This window comes from Streptomyces sp. BB1-1-1, from assembly GCF_031597775.1.
GTDB lineage: Bacteria > Actinomycetota > Actinomycetes > Streptomycetales > Streptomycetaceae > Streptomyces > Streptomyces thinghirensis.
This window is the reverse complement of record NZ_CP134203.1, coordinates 7979011-7995058: the sequence shown is the minus strand read 5'-3', so window position 1 is coordinate 7995058 and position 16048 is coordinate 7979011. Positions and strand designations below refer to the sequence as shown.

General features: G+C 71.7%; 19 protein-coding genes and 1 pseudogene. 6 read left to right on the top strand and 14 right to left on the bottom strand.

The genetic code is table 11. From position 1 onward, the window contains the following. Nucleotides 1–75: 75 nt before the first annotated feature. Entirely contained in the window at nucleotides 76–483 is a 408-nt protein-coding gene (locus RI578_RS36730; protein WP_310875117.1) for a RidA family protein, read from the bottom strand. 103 nt (nucleotides 484–586) lie between these two features. Here RI578_RS36730 and RI578_RS36725 point away from each other — a divergent pair, with 103 nt between their 5' ends. Beyond that, entirely contained in the window at nucleotides 587–967 is a 381-nt protein-coding gene (locus tag RI578_RS36725) for a helix-turn-helix domain-containing protein (RefSeq protein ID WP_310875116.1), read from the top strand. 15 nt (nucleotides 968–982) lie between these two features. Here the strand turns inward: RI578_RS36725 and RI578_RS36720 are convergent, their stop codons facing one another. Next, nucleotides 983–1465: a GtrA family protein gene (locus RI578_RS36720; RefSeq protein ID WP_310875115.1), complete on the bottom strand. Its 483-nt coding sequence runs from the start codon at nucleotides 1463–1465 to the stop codon at nucleotides 983–985. 198 nt (nucleotides 1466–1663) lie between these two features. Between RI578_RS36720 and RI578_RS36715 the strand changes: the two genes are divergently transcribed. Both RI578_RS36715 and RI578_RS36710 read left to right on the top strand, forming a co-directional pair. Beyond that, nucleotides 1664–2248 (top strand): TerB family tellurite resistance protein, encoded by a 585-nt coding sequence (locus RI578_RS36715; RefSeq protein WP_310875114.1) that lies wholly within the window; start codon nucleotides 1664–1666, stop codon nucleotides 2246–2248. Nucleotides 2249–2315: 67 nt separating this feature from the next. Next, entirely contained in the window at nucleotides 2316–3230 is a 915-nt protein-coding gene (locus RI578_RS36710; protein WP_310875113.1) for an aminoglycoside phosphotransferase family protein, read from the top strand. A 28-nt stretch (nucleotides 3231–3258) separates the two neighbouring features. Here the strand turns inward: RI578_RS36710 and RI578_RS36705 are convergent. The 6 genes and pseudogenes from RI578_RS36705 to paaA form a co-directional block, all read right to left on the bottom strand. Next, nucleotides 3259–3459, bottom strand: a pseudogene (locus tag RI578_RS36705) (hypothetical protein); the annotation flags it as partial. A gap of 97 nt (nucleotides 3460–3556) precedes the next feature. Then, complete coding sequence (gene paaE / locus RI578_RS36700) at nucleotides 3557–4681, bottom strand: 1,2-phenylacetyl-CoA epoxidase subunit PaaE (RefSeq protein WP_310875112.1); 1125 nt, start codon at nucleotides 4679–4681, stop codon at nucleotides 3557–3559. Continuing rightward, nucleotides 4681–5196 (bottom strand): 1,2-phenylacetyl-CoA epoxidase subunit PaaD, encoded by a 516-nt coding sequence (gene paaD, locus RI578_RS36695; RefSeq protein WP_310875111.1) that lies wholly within the window; start codon nucleotides 5194–5196, stop codon nucleotides 4681–4683. The genes paaE and paaD overlap by 1 nt, the downstream gene beginning before the upstream one ends. Beyond that, on the bottom strand, nucleotides 5190–6017 hold the full coding sequence (paaC, locus tag RI578_RS36690; RefSeq protein WP_310875110.1) for a 1,2-phenylacetyl-CoA epoxidase subunit PaaC: 828 nt from the start codon (nucleotides 6015–6017) through the stop codon (nucleotides 5190–5192). The genes paaD and paaC overlap by 7 nt, the downstream gene beginning before the upstream one ends. Nucleotides 6018–6026: 9 nt before the next feature. Further along, nucleotides 6027–6320, bottom strand: coding sequence for a 1,2-phenylacetyl-CoA epoxidase subunit PaaB (gene paaB, locus RI578_RS36685; RefSeq protein WP_121750802.1), 294 nt, complete (start codon nucleotides 6318–6320; stop codon nucleotides 6027–6029). Continuing rightward, nucleotides 6317–7294, bottom strand: a complete 978-nt coding sequence (gene paaA / locus RI578_RS36680; RefSeq protein ID WP_310875109.1) for a 1,2-phenylacetyl-CoA epoxidase subunit PaaA — start codon at nucleotides 7292–7294, stop codon at nucleotides 6317–6319. The genes paaB and paaA overlap by 4 nt, the downstream gene beginning before the upstream one ends. Nucleotides 7295–7520: 226 nt before the next feature. Between paaA and paaI the strand changes: the two genes are divergently transcribed. The 3 genes from paaI to RI578_RS36665 all read left to right on the top strand — a co-directional run bounded on the left by paaI (nucleotide 7521) and on the right by RI578_RS36665 (nucleotide 10709). Further along, on the top strand, nucleotides 7521–7934 hold the full coding sequence (gene paaI / locus RI578_RS36675; RefSeq protein ID WP_310875958.1) for a hydroxyphenylacetyl-CoA thioesterase PaaI: 414 nt from the start codon (nucleotides 7521–7523) through the stop codon (nucleotides 7932–7934). Beyond that, entirely contained in the window at nucleotides 7931–9277 is a 1347-nt protein-coding gene (gene paaK, locus RI578_RS36670) for a phenylacetate--CoA ligase PaaK (protein ID WP_310875108.1), read from the top strand. Before paaI ends, paaK begins: the two co-directional genes overlap by 4 nt. Nucleotides 9278–9410: 133 nt before the next feature. Next, entirely contained in the window at nucleotides 9411–10709 is a 1299-nt protein-coding gene (locus tag RI578_RS36665; RefSeq protein ID WP_310875107.1) for an NAD(P)-binding domain-containing protein, read from the top strand. A gap of 100 nt (nucleotides 10710–10809) precedes the next feature. Here the strand turns inward: RI578_RS36665 and RI578_RS36660 are convergent, their stop codons facing one another. The 6 genes from RI578_RS36660 to RI578_RS36635 form a co-directional block, all read right to left on the bottom strand. Next, on the bottom strand, nucleotides 10810–11937 hold the full coding sequence (locus tag RI578_RS36660) for a tryptophan dimethylallyltransferase family protein (protein ID WP_310875106.1): 1128 nt from the start codon (nucleotides 11935–11937) through the stop codon (nucleotides 10810–10812). Between the two features lie 207 nt (nucleotides 11938–12144). After that, nucleotides 12145–13494, bottom strand: a complete 1350-nt coding sequence (locus RI578_RS36655) for a cytochrome P450 (RefSeq protein ID WP_310875105.1) — start codon at nucleotides 13492–13494, stop codon at nucleotides 12145–12147. 15 nt (nucleotides 13495–13509) lie between these two features. Beyond that, entirely contained in the window at nucleotides 13510–14103 is a 594-nt protein-coding gene (locus RI578_RS36650; RefSeq protein ID WP_121750796.1) for an ATP/GTP-binding protein, read from the bottom strand. Beyond that, nucleotides 14078–14455: a DUF742 domain-containing protein gene (locus tag RI578_RS36645; RefSeq protein WP_310875104.1), complete on the bottom strand. Its 378-nt coding sequence runs from the start codon at nucleotides 14453–14455 to the stop codon at nucleotides 14078–14080. Before RI578_RS36645 ends, RI578_RS36650 begins: the two co-directional genes overlap by 26 nt. Then, nucleotides 14452–14853, bottom strand: coding sequence for a roadblock/LC7 domain-containing protein (locus RI578_RS36640; protein ID WP_053126708.1), 402 nt, complete (start codon nucleotides 14851–14853; stop codon nucleotides 14452–14454). Before RI578_RS36640 ends, RI578_RS36645 begins: the two co-directional genes overlap by 4 nt. Continuing rightward, the gene (locus RI578_RS36635) at nucleotides 14850–16022 is read right to left on the bottom strand and encodes an ATP-binding protein (RefSeq protein WP_310875103.1); all 1173 of its coding nucleotides are present in this window, start codon (nucleotides 16020–16022) and stop codon (nucleotides 14850–14852) included. The genes RI578_RS36640 and RI578_RS36635 overlap by 4 nt, the downstream gene beginning before the upstream one ends. Nucleotides 16023–16048: the final 26 nt, after the last annotated feature.

Below are 16048 nucleotides of genomic sequence, written 5' to 3'. Positions count from 1 at the left end.
CGGTCGGCGCCGCCGGTCGGCGGCGCCCAGCAATCGCATGTCCGGAGCTCAGAGCCTCAAACAGCTCCGTCGGGTTCAGTCGACGACCGCGGTGGCCTCGACCTCGATCAGGTGCTCGGGCACGTCCAGCGCCGCGACACCCAGCAGGGTGGCCGGCGGTGCCGCGGTGACCCCCAGCCTCGCGGTCGCCCGGGCGATGCCCTCCAGCAGCAGGGGCATCTTGTCGGGGGTCCAGTCGACGACATGCACGTTCAGTTTCGCCACGTCGTCGAAGGAGGCACCGGCCGCGGCCAGGGCGGTGGCGACGTTGAGGTAGCACTGCTCGGCCTGGGCCGCGAGATCGTCACCGCCGACCGTGGTCCCGTCGGCATCCCACGCGACCTGCCCGGCGGTGAAGACCAGCTTCGATCCGGACGCGATCGACACCTGCCGGTAGACGTCGATCTCCGGCAGTCCGCCGGGGTTCACCAGGGTGATGGCCATGACGTGTCTCTCCTTGCCGTTCACTCTCTTGTGGTTACTCGGGAACCGTAGGAGAGTGAACGCTGACATGGAAGAACGCACTTTTCAGTGACTGGGGAACCTGATGGTGACCAAGCAGTTCACGGGCTCGCCCGACGACGCGGACCTGACGCGCGCGGACTCCCTGGCGCGGGAGATCTTCTCGGACATCGCCAACAAGTGGGCGCTTCTGCTCATCGAGGCGCTGGGCGACCGCACCCTGCGTTTCAGCGAGTTGCGGGACGAGATCGAGGGCATCAGCCACAAGATGCTCACCCAGAACCTGCGCATGCTGGAGCGGAACGGGCTGGTGGAGCGGTGCGTGCACCCCACGGTGCCGCCGCGGGTCGAGTACACCCTCACGGAGCCGGGGCGGGGGCTGTTGAAGACGACGCACCACATGTGCGACTGGACTCACCAGTACCTGGGCCACATCGAGGCTTCCCGTCGCGGCTTCGGGGCATGACGGGCGCCGCCCGGTTCAGCGCCGTCGGCGAGCGGGGCCGCGGAAGACGGCCAGCCGCAGGACGACGAAGCGCACGACGGTGACGGCGACGGACGTGGCGGCGAGGACGCCGGTCTCGGCGGCGGGCGAGGCGCCGGGCTCGGCGTGCCTGAACCACAGCACGGCGCCGGACGTGACCAGGTAGCCGAGCACGAAGAGGCCGCCGGCTCCCAGATGGGCGCGGACCGCCCCCGCCGCGGTGTGCCGGAACGTCAGCCGCCGGTTCGCCTCGGTGTTGAGCACGGTCAGCACCAGCAGGGAGACCAGGTTGGCGGCGGCCGGTGGCCACCACAGGCGCAGCACCCAGTACAACAGGGCCTGCCCGACGGTCGACACGATGCCGATCGCGACGAACCAGCCGACCTCCCGCGACCACACCGTGCGCCGCGTGGAGGTGGAGGGAGCGCGGAGCGGCTCGCCAGGCTCCGGAGTGACCGGTGACGCGTTCAGCCGAGCCACACGTCACGCCCCCACCCATGCCGACCGACCGTCAACTCCCGGTCGCGCAGCCTACTACGCCACCGTGAGACACTTTGCCCGGCCTTTGCCTTTCGGGAACCGAGCGGCCCACGGGTGCGTTCATCCTGATAGCCGCGAGAAATCGCGGCCAAGGACCAAGACGGACACGCAGCAGCAACAGAAGCCGAGGTGGCACGAGTGGCGATGTGGGACAAGATCAAGGACCAGGCCAAGACCTTCCAGCAGTCCCAGGGCACTCGGGGAGCGAGCGGACCCGGGCAGGGCCCGCAGGGACATCAGGGACACCAGGGATCCGGCCGGCCCGGCTCGTCCTCCGGCGGCTCCAAGGCCCAGCTGATCGGGATGTTCAAGACCCAGCTCGCTTCGGTCAAGACCGAACTCAAGAGCGGCGCCTACCGGGACGCCAGCATGGCCATGTGCGCGCTGGTCGCCGCGGCCGACGGCCAGGTGGAGCCGGCCGAGCGGCAGCGCGTGGAGGAGCTGATCGTCTCCAACGAGGTCCTGCAGAACTTCCCGGCCGACCAGCTCCGCCAGCGTTTCAACCAGCACGTGGACAAGCTCGTCGCCAACTTCGAGCTGGGCAAGAGCGAGGCCCTCCAGGTGATCGCCAAGGCCGCCAAGAAGCCCGCGGAGGCCCGGGCGGTCATCCAGACCGGCATGGTCATCGCCGGAGCCGACGGGGTCTTCGAGCCGTCGGAGCAGTACGCGATCCGTGAGGCCTGCACCGCGCTCGGCGTGTCGCCGTCGGAGTTCGGCGTCTGACCGAGCCGGGTCCGTCAGCCTCGCCGATGGGGAAAGCGTTTGACGGCCGTCGGCGTCGCGGGATCGGATGAGCCGCATGAGCTCAGCAGGGCAGACGCGGCAGGGCCTTCACCCCCTCGACGACCGTCTCGTACGGCGCCTGGTCGCCGGGCAGTTCCCGCAGTGGGCGGGGCTGCCTGTCGAGCGCTTCCCGTCGGGCGGCACGGTCAACGCGATGTACCGGCTCGGCGACGAACTGGTCGTACGGCTGCCGTTGATCGAGGGCGGGGTCGGGGACGTGCTGGCGGAGCGGGAGTGGCTGCCCCGCCTGTCGCCCCTGCTGCCCACCGCCGTCCCCGAGGTGCTCGGGGACGGCGGGCCCGCCGAAGGGTATCCGTGGCCGTGGTCGGTGTACCGGTGGCTGCCCGGGGAGATCCCCGATGCCGGAGCGCTGAGCGAACCCGCGCTGCTGGCCGGGGATCTGGCCGGGTTCGTGGCGGCGATGCGGAGCGTCACCCTGCCGGACGCGCCGCGCGCCCATCGCGGCGGCCCGCTCGCCACGCTCGACGAGGCGACCCGGTCCGCGATCGAGGAACTGCGCGGCCTCCCCGAGGAAGGTGTCGACTGCGACGCCCTGGCCGCCGTGTGGGAGGACGCGCTGCGGGCCCCGGCCTGGGACGGACCGCCGGTCTGGCTGCACGCCGATCTGATGCCGGGCAACCTGCTGGTGAGCGGCGGCAGGCTGTCCTCGGTGATCGACTTCGGGTGCATGGGAGTGGGCGACCCGGCCTGCGACCTCTTCCCGGCCTGGAATCTGCTGCCGGCCGGCGCGAGGGAGGTCTTCCGCGAGGCGCTCGGCGTGGACGACGCGGCCTGGCGGCGCGGCCGCGGACGGACGCTCTCCCAGGCGCTGATCGCGCTGCCGTACTACCGCGAGACCAACCCGGCGATGGCCGGTAACGCCCGCCACGTGATCCGGGCGGTGCTGGCGGAGAACGGCTGAGCGGGTCGGCCGCCCGACCTCCCGCGAGCTAGGGAACGATGCCCACACCGTCGATCCGGCTCCACGCCCGCTCCTGCGCGGCGGTCATGGCGGGCCAGCCGAGTCCGCCCGGCCTGGGCCGCACCCGCGAGGCGTACGGCGCGGGCCGGTATCCGGGGTCGTAGAAGCAACCGTCGCCGTACGTCGCGTCGAAGGCGCCGCAGGAGTCCGCGACCGAACGCGGGGTCGGCTCGAGCCGGGATGTTAGAAACCCGCCGAGGCCGGGGCCACCCCTTCGATCATTGCGTTCATAGTGTTCGCCCGCTCGCCCGAGGAGTGCTGCGGGCTCAGCTGTCGTAGTCCACGGTCAGCTTCTCCGAGACCGGGTACGACTGGCAGGTCAGGACGTAGCCGGCGTCGACCTCGGCCGCTTCGAGCGCGTAGTTGCGGCGCATGTCGACGCTGCCGTCCGTGACCAGGGCGCGGCAGGTGCCGCAGACGCCGCCCTTGCAGGCGAAGGGCAGGTCGGGGCGGGTCTGCTGGGCGCCGTCGAGGACACTCCGCTCGCGGGCGAGGGAGGACGTCGTGGAGCGGCCGTCCAGGGTGATGGTGACCTCGCTGACGGGTCCCTCGGGGCCGGCGTCCTCGTGGCGGACCTCCCGCACGGGCTCGTCGTCGGCGAAGAACAGCTCCCGGTGGACGCGGTCCGCCGGGACGCCGAGGCCGGCCAGGACCTGCTGGGCGTCGGCGACCATGCCCTGCGGGCCGCACAGCCACCAGTGGTCCGCGCTCTCCACGTCCACCAGGGAGTCGACCAGTGCCGAGAGCCGCTCCGCGTCCAGGCGGCCGGAGAGCACCTCGGCCTCGCGGGGTTCGCGGGAGAGCACGTGGACCAGGTGGAAACGGGCCGGGTGGAGGTCCTTCAGGTCGGCCAGTTCGTCGGCGAACATCACCGTGTCGGTGCGGCGGTTGCCGTAGAACAGGGTGACGGTCGAGCGGTCGTCGGCGGCCAGCACCGACTCGGCGATGGACACCATGGGCGTGATGCCCGAGCCGGCCGCGATCAGTACGTGGTGGCCCGGGGTGGTCAGGTCGGGCGTGAAGAAGCCGGTGGGGGCCATCACCTCGACGGTGTCGCCCGGGCGCACCTCGCTCACCAGCCACGACGAGAACAGGCCGCCCGGCACCACCCGGACACCGATGCGCGGGACCGTACCGGCCGGTGCGCAGATCGAGTACGAGCGGCGCTCGTCCCGGCCGTCGACCTCGCGCCGCAGGGTGAGCGACTGTCCCGGGGCGAAGGCGAACTCCTCGGCCAGTTCGTCCGGGATCTCGAAGCTCACGGCCGCCGCGTCCGCGCACAGCCGCTGGACGGCGGCGACGCGCAGGCGGTGGAAGGCGGGACGGCGGCGGGTGCGCGCCGGCGGTGCCGAGGCGGACGCGGTCGCCGAGGCGGGGGCGGTCGGGGCCATCAGATCTCCTTGACGTACTCGAACGGCTCGCGGCAGGCCCGGCAGCGCCACAGCGCCTTGCAGGACGTGGCGGCGAAGCGGGAGGTCTCCTCGGTCTCCGCCGAGCCGCACCGGGGGCAGGGCACCGCGGGCCGGGTGGGCGACAGGACGAGGGAGACCGGGCCGCGGGGGGCGGCGCCGGGCGGGGCGATGCCGTGCTCGGCGAGCTTGCGGCGGCCGGCCTCGGTGATCCAGTCGGTGGTCCACGGCGGGTCGAGGAGCGTACGGATCTCCACGCGCGCGTACCCCGCGTCGCGCAGTCGCGCGGCGACGTCCGCCCGCATCTCGGCCATGGCCGGGCACCCCGAGTAGGTGGGGGTGAGGCTCGCGACCACGGTGCCGTCCCCGGTCACCTCGACGCCGCGCAGTACGCCGAGGTCGGCGAGGGTCAGCATGGGCAGCTCGGGGTCGGGCACCTGCTCGGCGACGTGCCGGGCGCGGCGGACGTCCAGGAGTGCGGGGCCGCCGGTCACCATGTCGCCTCCGGGTGGGCGCGGGCGACGCCCTGCAACTCCGCGAGGAGCGGCGCCAGATGTTCGGTGTGCTCGCCGGCGCGGCCGGAGCCGGGCAGCGGGCGGTACACCGGCAGGGGCAGTCCGGCCGCCTCGGTGACCTGGCGCAGGTCGTCGGCGACCTCGTCCCGGACGTCGTACGCGGTGTGCAGTTCGCCGAGGTACGGGGCGATCTGCTCCAGCGCCGCGCGCGTCCTGCGGTGCGACTCGTCCGTGCCGTCGCCCAGGCGTACGACCCACTCGGCGGCGTACTGCCGGTGGTACGTCAGTTCCTTGACGCCCTTCGCCGCGACCGCCGCGAGGACCGGGTCGGGGTGGGCCGCCAGCCGCTGGAAATGGGCCAGGCGCCAGCTGGAGAGAACCAGGAGCCGCACGATCGCGAACGCGAAGTCGCCGCCGGGCAGTTCGGCCAGCGTCACGTTGCGGAAGTCGCCGGCGTCCCGGAAGTAGGCGTAGGCGTCCTCGTCGCGGCCGGTGCCGTCGACCTGGCCCGCGCGCGAGTAGAGCAGACGGGCCTGGCCGAGGAGGTCGAGGCCGATGTTGGCCAGCGCCACCTCCTCCTCCAGCTCCGGCGCGCGCGTGACCCACTCGGCGAGCCGCTGCGCCGAGACCAGGGCGTCGTCGGCGAGCGCCACGCAGTCCGCGGCCAGTGCACCGGCGTCGACTCCCTCGGGCACGGTGGTGTCGACGCCGTGCAGCGGGTCCTCGAAGCCGGTGCCGTAGGCCCAGCGGGTGTCGTCCTCGTGTCCCTCGGCCAGGGTCAGGTAGACGTGGTCGTCACTCATGCCCTGCTCCTAGATGTGGGGGACGTCGTCGGGGATGTCGTAGAAGGTCGGGTGGCGGTAGACCTTGTCGGCGCTGGGCGCGAAGAAGGGGTCCTTCTCGTCGCGGGTGGAGGCGGCGATGTGCTCGGAGCGCACGACCCAGATGCTCACGCCCTCGTTGCGCCGGGTGTAGAGGTCGCGGGCGTGGGTGAGGGCCATCGTGTCGTCGGCGGCGTGCAGCGAGCCGACGTGGACGTGGTTGAGGCCGCGCTTGCCGCGCACGAACACCTCGTACAGCGGCCAGCCCTGCTTCTCGGCGCTCATGCCGCCGCTCCCTTCTCCGTGCGGGCCGCCTGCTTGGCCGCGTGGGCGGTGGCCGCCTCGCGCACCCAGGCGCCCTCCTCGTGGGCGGTCCGCCGCCGCTGGATCCGCTGTTCGTTGCACGGGCCGTCGCCCTTGATGACGCGCGTCAGCTCGTCCCAGTCCGGGGTGCCGAAGTCGTGGTGCCCCGTCTCCTCGTTCCAGCGCAGCTCCGGGTCGGGCAGGGTGACGCCCAGCTTCTCGGCCTGCGGGACGGTCATGTCGACGAAGCGGCGGCGCAGTTCGTCGTTGCTGTGCCGCTTGATCTTCCAGGCCATCGACCGCGCCGAGTTGGGCGAGGCGTCGTCGGGCGGGCCGAACATCATCAGGGACGGCCACCACCAGCGGTTCACCGCGTCCTGGACCATCTCCCGCTGGGCGTCGGTGCCGCGCATCATCGTCATCAGCAGCTCGTAGCCCTGCCGCTGGTGGAAGGACTCCTCCTTGCAGATGCGCACCATCGCGCGCGCGTACGGCCCGTACGAGCTGCGGCACAGCGGTACCTGGTTGCAGATCGCGGCGCCGTCCACGAACCAGCCGATCACGCCGACATCGGCGAAGCTCGGGGTCGGGTAGTTGAAGATCGACGAGTACTTCTGGCGCCCCTCGATCAGCCGCTCGGTGAGGTCGTCGCGGTCCGCGCCGAGCGTCTCGGCCGCCGAGTACAGGTACAGCCCGTGGCCGGCCTCGTCCTGGACCTTGGCGAACAGGATCGCCTTGCGGCGCAGCGACGGCGCGCGGGTGATCCACTCGCCCTCCGGCTGCATGCCGATGATCTCCGAGTGGGCGTGCTGGGCGATCTGCCGGATCAGCGTCTTCCGGTAGCCGTCCGGCATCCAGTCGCGCGGTTCGACGCGCTGGTCGTGCGCGATCGTCGCGTCGAAGTGCTCCTGCAGCCCGTCCGGGGGCGGCGCCTCGGCGGCGTGTGTCGTGGTCATCGTCACCAGCTTCCCAACCGACCATTCGTTCGGTATCAGTGTGACGTGTTTCCCGGTGCCGGGCAAGACCCGGACCCCCGCCGACCACACTCTTGACAGGGCAACCGCACGGCTGGATTACTGGGCCCTGCCATGCGCTAACCGAATGGTCGGTCGGGAGACAAGGTGGTGGGACCACGTGCTGGGAAGGGTGTCGCAGGCCGCTGAGCCGACGTCCACGGAGGTGATGTTCTCCGCGGACGAGGCGTCCCGGCGGCTGGGCATCGAGCTGGTCGAGCACGGCGAGGGAAGCGCCGTGCTCCGGATGACCGTGACACCGGCGATGGTCAACGGACACCGGATCGCCCACGGCGGCTACCTGTTCCTGCTCGCCGACACCGCCTTCGCCTGCGCCTGCAACAGCCACGGCCCGGTGACCGTGGCGGCGGGCGCCGACATCGTCTTCGTCGCGCCGGCCCGCGAGGGCGACGTACTCGTGGCGAGCGCCGAGGAACGCGCCCGGTTCGGCCGCAGCGGCGTCTACGACGTGACCGTGCGGCGCGCCGGAGAGGTGATCGCGGAGTTCCGCGGCCGCAGCCGCAGCGTGCGGGACACTACGGCGCGCGAGACGCCGGGCACGACGACGAAGGAGTCGCGATGAGCAGCGAGCCGACGACCGGGACGGCCCCGGCACCCCGCCGAGGAGAGCCCCTCCCCCACGACCTGCTGGACGGCGCCGAGCGGCTGTCCCGTGAGCAGCTCCGGGAGCTCCAGCTCGACCGGCTGCGCACGACGCTGCGGCACGCCTACGAGAACGTGGAGCTGTACCGCAGGAAATTCGACGCCGCCGGGGTGAAGCCCGACGACTGCCGCAGCCTCGCGGACCTGTCCAGGTTCCCCTTCACCACCAAGGCCGACCTGCGGGACACGTACCCCTTCGGCATGTTCGCCGTCCCGATGGCCGACGTGCGGCGCGTGCACGCCTCCAGCGGCACCACCGGCCGGGCCACCGTCGTCGGTTACACGGAGGGCGACCTGTCGATGTGGGCGGACGTCGTCGCCCGTTCGATCCGGGCCGCGGGCGGCCGCCCCGGCCACAAGGTGCACATCTCCTACGGCTACGGGCTGTTCACCGGAGGCCTCGGCGCGCACTACGGCGCCGAACGCGCCGGGTGCACGGTGATCCCGGCGTCCGGCGGCATGACGGCCCGGCAGGTGCAGATCATCCAGGACTTCCGGCCCGAGATCATCATGGTCACCCCGTCCTACATGCTCACCCTGCTCGACGAGTTCGAGCGCCAGGGTGTCGATCCGCGCACCACCTCCCTCCAGGTCGGCATCTTCGGTGCCGAACCGTGGACCGAGGAGATGCGCCGTGAGATCGAGGAGCGCATGGACATCCACGCCGTCGACATATACGGGCTGTCCGAGGTGATCGGCCCCGGCGTGGCGCAGGAGTGCGTCGAGACCAAGGACGGGCTGCACGTGTGGGAGGACCACTTCTACCCCGAGGTGGTCGACCCGCTCACCGACACCGTGCTGACCGAGGGCGAGGAGGGCGAGATCGTCTTCACCTCACTCACCAAGGAGGCGCTCCCGGTCATCCGGTACCGCACCCGCGACCTGTCCCGGCTGCTGCCGGGCACCGCCCGGCCCGCCTTCCGCCGGATGCGGAAGGTCACCGGCCGCTGCGACGACATGATCATCCTGCGCGGGGTGAACGTCTTCCCCACCCAGATCGAGGAGATCGTGCTGCGCACGCCCGGCGTCGCCCCGCACTTCCAGATCCAGCTCACCGAGCGCGGTCGCATGGACCACATGACCATACGGGTCGAGGCACGCCCCGACGCCGGCCCCGAGCAGCGCGCGGCCGCCGCCAACGCGATCCGGCAGGGCGTCAAGGACGGCGTGGGCGTCACCGTGGAGGTGGAGATCGTCGACCCGGAGACCCTGGAGCGCTCACTGGGCAAGCTCCGCCGGGTGAGGGATCTGCGCCAGGCGTGACCGTCGGCCGGCAGAGGGACCAAACGTGAGCACCGACACGTCCGTTCACCACTCGTGCTGGTGTGCGGAGAGGTGTGGATGGGCAGTCACTGCATGATCGGGGGAGGTTGAGTCCGTCCTGGGGGGAAATCCCGTGCGTGTGTGTGTGATCGGTGCAGGTCTGTCGGGGTTGGCGGTGGCCCACGCCCTGAAGGCGCGTGGCATCGGGTTCGTCTGCCTGGAGAAGGCTCCCGACGTCGGCGGGATCTGGCGTCAGCCGGAGGCGGCCGAGCGGGGCCCCGGGTACCTGTCGCTGCACCTCAACACCGCCAAGCAGCTGACCGGTTACGCCGACTTCCCGATGCCGGACTCGTATCCGCTCTATCCCCGGCACAGCCAGGTCGCCGCCTATCTGCGCTCCTTCGCCGACCGGGCCGGCCTGCGCGACCACGTCGAGCTGCGGACCGAGGTGGTCTCCGTGGACCAGGACGCGGACGGCAGGTGGACGGTGGTCAGCCGGGACGCGGACGGCGAGATGGCGTCGCGGCGGTTCGAGCAGGTGATCGTCGCGTCGGGACACCACACCGACCCCGCTCTGCCGGACCCGCTCCCGGCGGGTTCCGAATCATTCACCGGAACGATTCTGCACTCCCTCGACTACCGCGACGGCGGCGACTTCGCAGGCCGGCGCGTCGTCGTGGTGGGCCTCGGCGCCTCGGCGGTGGACATCGCCGCGGACCTGTCCCGGCACGCCGCCGAGACCGTGCTCTCGGTGCGCCGGGGACTGCACATCGTGCCCAAGCAGTTGTACGGGAAGTCGCTCGACGAGATCGCCGAAGCGCCCTGGTGGAACGAGATGTCCTTCGCCGAGCGGCGCAAGTGGGCCGAGGAGGCCCTGCTCGTCGCGCGCGGCAGACTGGCGGACTACGGCCTGCCCGAGCCCGACCACCCGGTCTTCTCGTCGGCCACGACCCTCTCGGACGAGATCCTCAGCCGGATCCGGCACGGCGCCGTGACCCCGAAGCCCGCGATCGCCTCCTTCGACGGCGACGAGGTCGTCTTCACCGACGGCACCCGGGTGGCGGCGGACGCGGTCGTGTACTGCACCGGCTTCCACATGACCTTCCCCTTCCTGCCCGCCGGCTGTCCGGTGGCGGCGGACGGCTCGGTCGAGCTGTACAGACGGGTGGTCCCGGCCGACCGGCCGGGCCTGTACTTCGTCGGGCTGGTCCGTCCCGTGGGAGCGATCACCCGGTTGGTGGAGGCCCAGGCGCAGTGGGTGGCGCGGATCATCGACGGCGAGGCCGAGCTGCCCGCGGCGGCGGAGATGCGCGAGGAGATCGGCACGTATCTCGCCGCCATCGTCGAGCGCTACGGCCGGACCCAGGGCGCCTCGATCCAGGTCGACGTGGGCCCGTATCTGGCGGAGTTCCGCGAGTCGCTGCCCGTGTAGCCGTCCCGCCGGGTGCCGCCACCGGCACCCGGCCACCCCGTCCGTGACCAGGACTCCCGGTGGGTCTCACCGGGAGCCCTGCGGTGTCCGGAAGGCCCGCTCAGTGCACCGCCACCGGGTGGCGGACGGACTCCACGGCCGGCGGCCTGACCGCGTACGCCTCCGAGGAGAGGTAGGCCGTCACCCGCGGCGGGCGGTCCTGCTGGTGGGCCAGTGCCAGATAGGCGATCAGCCCCACGCCGTCCTCGGGCCGCCGGTCGGTGAGCGCGGCCAGGGCACGGGCCGGCACCGAGGCGTCCATGCCGTGATGGCGCAGCACGCTCGCCGCCCGTGCCAGGGTCTCCCCGTCGTGCCCGGCGTAGTCCCTGACCGGGATGTGGAGGGTGAAACCGCTCGGTCGGGCGGCGGCGGTGTCGGTGAAAGAGTGGCAGGACAGGCCGGGCCGCCTGCTGAGCCCGGTCACGTCGGGGCCCAGGCCCGCGGCCGTCCGGAAGAATCCCTCGATCGCCGCGGGGCCGGGTCCCGGGGACATGCGGGACAGCCGCCCGGCCTGGCCGGCCGTGAGGTCCTCGTGGCGCACGTACACCTTCGCCCGGGGCTCCTCCCAGTCCCCCAGGTCCAGGGCGAGGAAGGGGTACCCGCTTCCCTGGGGCAGGTTGGCGAAGGCCTGCCGGTGGCCCAGCCGGTGCAGAGCCTCGCGCACGGTTCCGGCGGAACGTTCCGCCCCGTTCGCGGCCGGGTTCAGATAGACCTTGACCTTGGGCACACCGCCCGGTCTCAGCTCCAGGGCACACCACAGGGCCAGGGCACCCTGCGGTGAGGGCGGGAGAAAGAGGTCCTCGAGGTCGTCGAGCGGTCCGGTGGTGAAGTGCCAGCGCCGGGCCATCGCCCGGATCGCCTCGAGTCCGACACGGCCGCCCCGGGCCAGGCTGTCTGCGCCGCAGCCCGGGTCCAGGAGCACCCGCAGGGCGGGGGCCGCGTCGGGCTGGAAGGAGAGCGAGAACTCCACGGGGGTGTGGTCGTCGGACAGGAAGGTGCGGCTGGGTGGCGGCAGGCTCAGCGGCCGCTCGGCCACCGGGCCCAGCGAGTCGGTCAGGACACGGGCGTACGTATCGACGTCGGCCTCGGACAGGCCGGCGACCGCGCCGAGTCTTCGCAACTGGCCGCCGGTGAAGGCGCCGAGCGTCTGTGTGCCCCGCAGGCCCGTGTCCGTCGGTGCGGCGGTCACCGGCCCGTCCCCGGCCGGGGCCGCACAGCGAGATACCCGCCTGGGGAGGCGGGTATCGGGGGGTTCGGCGGCGGGAAAGCGGCGTTCGTGGATATGTGGTCCACGACACCTCCTTTTACTCGTAAGCAACTTGAATGCCGCGTTGCTCACTACCCGTGCCGTTGAACCTTCATGCGGGAGGGGCAGGTTGGGAGGGTGTTGCGCATGTCACCGTGTGAGCCAGTTGAGGAACTGGCTCCACATGCCGCTGCGTTCGGCCGGCCGGGCCGGACCCGCCGCCTTGTCCGGCTCGGCCGCCCCGGAGCCCGGCTGCGGGTCGCCGCGCCGCCCGGACCGCACCGGGGTGAAGCGGGCCGGGAGGGTGGCCAGGGCCCGGTTGAAGGGACCCGGACGCCACGTCAGGCTGTCCTCGGGGACGGCGAGTTCGACATCGGGCAGTTCGTTGAACAGGTGCTCGATGGCGGTGACCGTGATGTGCCGGGCCGGCTCCTTGGACGGGCAGGCGTGCGGGCCGGCGCTCCAGGCCAGGTGCGCGCGGTTGCTGCCGGCCTGGCGCGACGCCCTGAGTGCGGGGCCGGTGTTGGCCGCGGCGAAGCTGACCAGGACCAGGTCGCCCGCCTGCAGTCGCTGTCCGGCGAGTTCCGTGTCGGCGGCCGGGTAGTGCGGCGCGTAGTTCGACATCGGGGGGTTCTCCCACAGCGTGTCGTCGAGGGCCTCGTCGATCAGGCCGCCCTCTCGGGCGTACCGCTCGTGGGTCAGGAGCCGGTGCAGGGTGTTGCCGATGAGGTTGCGCAGCGGCTCGGCGCCCGCACCGAGCAGCAGCGCGAGCTGGTGGACCATCTCCTCGTCGGTCAGCCCGGCCTCGTGCTGCATCAGCCAGGAGGTGACGTCGTCACCGGGCTTGCTCCGCTTGAGCGCGACCAGCTCCCCCACCGCCTGGAAGAGCACCGCGGTGGCCTTGTCGGCGTTGACGCCGTCGAACATGCCGGAGATGCCGAACAGCACCCGGTCGCCGATGTCGGCGGGGCAGCCGAAGAGTTCGTTGAACACGAACAGCGGCAGCTGCTTGGCGTAGTCGCCGAGCAGGTCGGCCGAGCCGCGGCCGCGGAACTGGGCGATGAGGTAGCCGGAGATCTGCTCGGTGCTCCGGCTCAGCCGACGGGTGTCCACCTTCGCCATGCTGTCGGTGACCGCCTGGCGCAGCCGCAGGTGGTCGGCGCCGTCGGCGAACATGCAGTTGGGCCGGTAGGCGAGCAGCGGCGCGACGGGGCTGTCCGGGCCCACCTTGCCCTCGTTGAAGGCCCGCCAGCGACGCGCGTCCTTGCGGAAGGAACCGGAGTCCTGCAGCAGCTGGAGCGCCGCCGCGTAGTCGGTGACCAGCGTCGCCTCGACCCCGGGGGCCAGCTCGACGGGCGCGGCGGCCCCGTAGTGGCGCAGGTACTCGTAGTAAGCCTGGGGGTCGGCGGCGAACTCCGTCCCGTGCAGCGGCACCCGGGCGCCGGAGCCGTGGGCCGGGCACCCGGGCGGCGGCACCGGGGCGGTGTCGTGGGCGTTCATGTCTGCTCCCAGCTCCTAGCGGGTGCGGTCCAGCAAGTAGCGGACGAGGGTGGTCAGTGCGGCGGCCGAGGACTTCTCGTCGCGGGCGTCGCAGGTGACGACGGGGGTGTCGTCGAGCAGGTCCAGGGCCTCGCGCAGCGCCCGCTCGTCGCGCAGCGGCGCCCCGTCGAAGTGGTTGACCGCGATGGCGTACTCGAGTCCGTAGTGCTCGATGAGGTCGATCACGGGGAAGGAGTCGGCCAGCCGCTCGGGGTCGACCAGCACCAGGGCGCCGAGCGCGCCGCGGGCCATGTCCTCCCACATCTGCACGAAGCGCTGCTGGCCGGGCGTGCCGAACAGGTAGAGCACGACGCGGTCGCTGATGGTGAGGCGGCCGAAGTCCATGGCGACCGTGGTGGTGGTCTTGCCCTGGACCCCCTTGAGGTCGTCGACCGCCTCGGCGGCCTGCGTCATCGTCTCCTCGGTGGAGAGCGGCTCGATCTCGGAGATGGAGCCGATGAGGGTGGTCTTGCCCACCGCGAAGTGTCCGACGACGAGGATCTTCACCGCGGTCTGGGTCGCCCCGCCGCGTACGTAGTCCTGTTCACCCAAACTTGGCGCGGAGCCCATTGAGCACCTCCTCCAGGATCTCCCTGTCGGCCAGGCGCGCGGGGGCCACCGGCGGGCGGGTCATGACGTAGCCGCCTTCCATGAGGGATGCCAGCAGGATCCGCACCACGCCCAGCGGGAAATGGGTGTGTCCGGCGATCTCGGCGACCGAGAGATAGCCGGCCGAGCAGAGTTCCAGCAGGCTCTGCTCCTCGGGGGACAGCCGGGTCGGCCGCCGCGCGTCCTCGGCCGAGGCGGTGACCAGGGTGATGAGGGAAAGGTCGTCCTCGTCGGGCAGGCCGCGCCCCTTGGTGATGACGTACGGCCGTACTAATTCGGCGGCCTCCGGCTCCCAGCCGTCGCGGCCGGTCATGAGCGGGTGCCGAGGTTCTCGCGCGGCGGTGTCGTCAGCCGCTTGCCGAGCTGGGCGACGAGCTGCTGCATCCGGAAGGTGATGTCCGCCATGTCGACCTCCGGGGAGGCGGAGACGCCGAGGTAGGCGCCCTCGCCGGCGGAGATCAGGAACACCCAGCCGCCGTCGAACTCGACCAGGGTCTGCCGCCACGCCTGGTGCGGGTCCTCACAGAAGAAGGCGAGGGTGCGGCTGAGTGACTGGACACCGCTCATCGCGGCGGCGACCCGGTCCGCGTCGTCCTTGTCGAAGTCCTGCGTCCGGGCCATCAGCAGGCCGTCGGCGGAGATCAGGACCGCGTGCAGGGCCCCGGGAATCTCCAGGGCGCTGTCGAGCATCCATGACAGATCGTCGTTCACGAGTCCTCATGTCCTTCTCTGCTTGCACCAGGTGTTCTGCTCGTCCGGTCCGTGTCCTCGGGCCGGGTGACGCGGCCGGTCTGCGTGCCCCGCTGGAAGGCACCCATGATCTGCGCCTGCTCGGAGTCGGAGCGGCCCGCTTGGCGCGGGCCGGAGGAGCTGCCGGGCACGATGGCCATCGGGCGCTTGCGGCGCCGCCGGGGCAGACCGTCATCGGTCTGGGACGAGGTGAGCGCCGTCTCCGGTCCACCGTCCGGGCCCGGCCGGGCCGTACCGCGGGCGGCGGGGGCGGGCGCCCTCTTCTCCGGCATGGCGGTGAGCAGTTCGTGCGGCAACAGGACCACCGCGCGTACACCTCCGTAGGGGGAGGAGGAGTCCACCGACACCTCGAAGCCGAAACGCTCGCACAGCAGGCCGATGACCGCGAAGCCGAACTGTGGCGGGTTGCCGAGCCCCGCCACCCCCGAGGCCCGCTCGGTGGCGAGCAGCTTGTCGGCGCGGGCACGCTCCTCGTCGCTCATGCCGACACCGGCGTCGTCGACGACGACGCAGATGCCCTTGGGCACGGTCCGGATGTTGATCTCGACGACGGTGTCCGGGCTGGAGTAGCTGGTGGCGTTGTCGAACAGCTCGGCGAGGGCCAGGGCGACGGGTTCGACGGCGCGGCTGGTGATGCCGAAGTCGACCTGGGAGAGGATCTCCACCCGGCGGAAGTGCCGGATCCGGCCCTGGGCGCTGCGCACCACGTCGTACACCGAGGCGGTGTCACGCCGGCCACCGAGCCAGCCGTCGCACAGGACCGCGATGGACTGGGCGCGCCGGCCGAACTGCGAGTTGGTGTGGTCGATCTCCAGCAGGTCCTGCAGGAGCGCCGAGTCGCCGTACTTGCTCTGCAGCCGGGAGAGCACCAGTTGCTGTTCGGCGGCGAGGCCCTGCAGGGTCCGCATGGCCGATTTCAGCACGGTCTTCGTCTCGTCCTCGGCCCGCTCCTGAGCCGCCCGCACGGACTTCCCGTAATCGTTCTCCAGCTCCGTGTAATGATCCCTGAGCCCTTGGACCTGCTGCCGCAGAGCTCGTGCCGCCCTGCGCTGGCGGCTGATGAGCGCAGCGGCGGCGACGAGGGCGACGAGAAGGACCCAGAGCAATGGGTTCCCTGTGTATTCCGTCATAAGACTCTCTTCAGGCGACTGAAGGC